Here is a 3,256-nt window from a genome sequence, read left to right as displayed (position 1 = left end):
TCGCGCGGCGGGGTTTTGTGTGTTTGTCATCGTAGAGAGAAGATTGAGTGTCTCGAAGGGTTTGATTTTCTGTGCTTTGCAGGCCTGGCAGCGACCTACTCTCCCGTGTCTTAAGACAAAGTACCATTGGCGCAGAGGAGTTTAACGGCCGAGTTCGGAATGGGATCGGGTTCAGGCTCCTCGCCATGACCACCAGGCCGGCGAAGCACAGAAACTGGTTTTTGCGTCAGCGATGTTCATCTCGCATGTCGGTGCTCTCTTTGAGATCACCTGGGATGAGCATGGATTAATGAGAATGATCAAGCCAATCGAGTTATTAGTACCGGTAAGCTACATGCGTTGCCGCACTTCCACACCCGGCCTATCAACGTGGTGGTCTACCACGACTCTCAAGGGAATACTCGTTTTGAGGTGGGTTTCCCGCTTAGATGCTTTCAGCGGTTATCCCGTCCGTACATAGCTACCCTGCAATGCGGCTGGCGCCACAACAGGTCCACCAGAGGTACGTCCATCCCGGTCCTCTCGTACTAAGGACAGATCCTCTCAATATTCCTACACCCACGGCAGATAGGGACCGAACTGTCTCACGACGTTCTGAACCCAACTCACGTACCACTTTAATCGGCGAACAGCCGAACCCTTGGGACCTTCTCCAGCCCCAGGATGTGATGAGTCGACATCGAGGTGCCAAACGATGCCGTCGATATGGACTCTTGGGCATCATCAGCCTGTTATCCCCAGAGTACCTTTTATCCGTTGAGCGATGGCCCGTCCACGTGGGACCACCGGATCACTATGGCCGACTTTCGTCTCTGCTCGACTTGTCAGTCTCGCAGTCAGGCGGGCTTATGCCATTGCACTCGACGACCGATTTCCGACCGGTCTGAGCCCACCATCGCGCGCCTCCGTTACACTTTGGGAGGCGACCGCCCCAGTCAAACTACCCACCATGCACGGTCCCGGATCCGGATGACGGACCGCGGTTAGACATTCATATTCACAAGGGTGGTATTTCAAGGATGGCTCCACACGAGCTGGCGCCCATGCTTCAAAGCCTACCACCTATCCTACACATGCAAACACGAATGCCAGTGCAAAGCTATAGTAAAGGTTCATGGGGTCTTTCCGTCTGACCGCGGGAACCCCGCATCTTCACGGGGAATTCAATTTCACTGAGTAGGTGCTGGAGACAGCGGGGAAGTCGTTACGCCATTCGTGCAGGTCGGAACTTACCCGACAAGGAATTTCGCTACCTTAGGACCGTTATAGTTACGGCCGCCGTTTACCGGGGCTTCGATTCAAAGCTTGCACCTCTCCTCTTAACCTTCCGGCACCGGGCAGGCGTCAGACCCTATACGTCGCCTTACGGCTTCGCAGAGCCCTGTGTTTTAGGTAAACAGTCGCTACCCCCTAGTCTGTGCCCCCTCGCCCTGGTTGCCCAAGACGAGGGCCTCCTTCTCCCGAAGTTACGGAGGCAATTTGCCGAGTTCCTTCAGCACCATTCTCTCAAGCGCCTTGGTATACTCTACCAGTCCACCTGTGTCGGTTTAGGGTACGGTCTATAAGCGGGAGCTATTTCCTGGAACACCTTCACTGCAGCACCAATCCAATAAGGCACTACAATACACGGCATTCGTCACTACCCGCAGGCTGAGGAATATTCACCTCATTCCCATCGACTACGCCTTTCGGCCTCGCCTTAGGAGCCGGCTAACCCTGCGCAGATTAGCTTTACGCAGGAACCCTTGGACTTTCGGCGACAGTGTCTCTCACACTGTTTGTCGTTACTCATGTCAGCATTCGCACTTCCGATACCTCCAGAAGCTCTCACGAGTCTTCCTTCACAGGCTTACGGAACGCTCCGCTACCACTTGATCCGAAGATCAAATCCGCAGCTTCGGCACATGGCTTGAGCCCCGTTACATTGTCGGCGCAGGAACCCTTATTTAGACCAGTGAGCTGTTACGCTTTCTTTAAATGATGGCTGCTTCTAAGCCAACATCCTGGTTGTTTTGGGATCCCCACATCCTTTCACACTTAGCCATGATTTGGGGGCCTTAGCTGGCGGTCAGGGTTGTTTCCCTTTTGACGATGGACGTTAGCACCCACCGTCTGTCTGCCAGATAGTACTCTTGGGTATTCGGAGTTTGGTTAGGTTTGGTAAGACGGTAAATCCCCCTAGCCCATCCAGTGCTCTACCCCCCAAGGTATTCATCCGACGCACTACCTAAATAGTTTTCGCGGAGAACCAGCTATTTCCGAGTTTGATTGGCCTTTCACCCCTAGCCACAAGTCATCCCCGTCTTTTTCAACAGACGTGGGTTCGGTCCTTCAGTGCGTGTTACCGCACCTTCAACCTGCTCATGGCTAGATCACCCGGTTTCGGGTCTAATCCGACGAACTGAATGCCCTATTCAGACTCGCTTTCGCTGCGCCTACGCCTATCGGCTTAAGCTTGCTCGTCAGATTAAGTCGCTGACCCATTATACAAAAGGTACGCCGTCACCCAGGACAAACCTTGGGCTCCGACTGTTTGTAGGCATCCGGTTTCAGGAACTGTTTCACTCCCCTTGTCGGGGTGCTTTTCACCTTTCCCTCACGGTACTTGTTCGCTATCGGTCGCTAAGGAGTACTTAGGCTTGGAGGGTGGTCCCCCCATGTTCAGACAGGATTTCACGTGTCCCGCCTTACTCAAGGATCCATGTTCGCATTACCCGTACGGGGCTATCACCCACTATGGCGGACCTTTCCAAGTCCTTCCGGTTGTCTCACATGAACCACTGGCCTCATCCGCGTTCGCTCGCCACTACTAGCGGAGTCTCTGTTGATGTCCTTTCCTCCGGGTACTTAGATGTTTCAGTTCCCCGGGTTCGCTTCGTACACCTATGTATTCAGTGCACGATACCCATCGCTGGGTGGGTTTCCCCATTCGGATATTTACGGATCAAAGCTTGTTCGCAGCTCCCCGTAACTTTTCGCAGCGTACCACGTCCTTCATCGCCTCTTAGCGCCAAGGCATCCACCGAATGCCCTTCTATCACTTGATCACTCTCATTATCGATGCTCACCCCGCTCGGCGCGGGACAACATCGATGACGTTAAAACCAGTTTCTTCGAGATCCATCCCGATTACATGCGGTCAAGCCTGCAAATCTGGGGACGTGCCCTGATGAAGGGCACTCGGAATGAATCTTCTCTTTACGATGTCAGATAACAAGTCGACCAAGGCCGGAGCCTCGGTGACTAAACTGTTTTG

Annotated in this window: 2 rRNA genes; both read right to left on the bottom strand. The window is 53.6% G+C overall.

What is annotated here, in order from left to right:
- Positions 1-82: 82 nt before the first annotated feature.
- Positions 83-197: ribosomal RNA gene (gene rrf / locus ABIE08_RS23575) — 5S ribosomal RNA — on the bottom strand.
- A 98-nt stretch (positions 198-295) separates the two neighbouring features.
- Positions 296-3,047, bottom strand: a 23S ribosomal RNA gene (locus tag ABIE08_RS23570).
- Positions 3,048-3,256 lie beyond the last annotated feature (209 nt).

The organism is Kaistia defluvii (assembly GCF_040548815.1).
Lineage (GTDB): Bacteria > Pseudomonadota > Alphaproteobacteria > Rhizobiales > Kaistiaceae > Kaistia > Kaistia defluvii_A.
The sequence above is the reverse complement of the archived record's forward strand: the minus strand, read 5'-3'. Positions and strand labels throughout refer to the sequence as shown.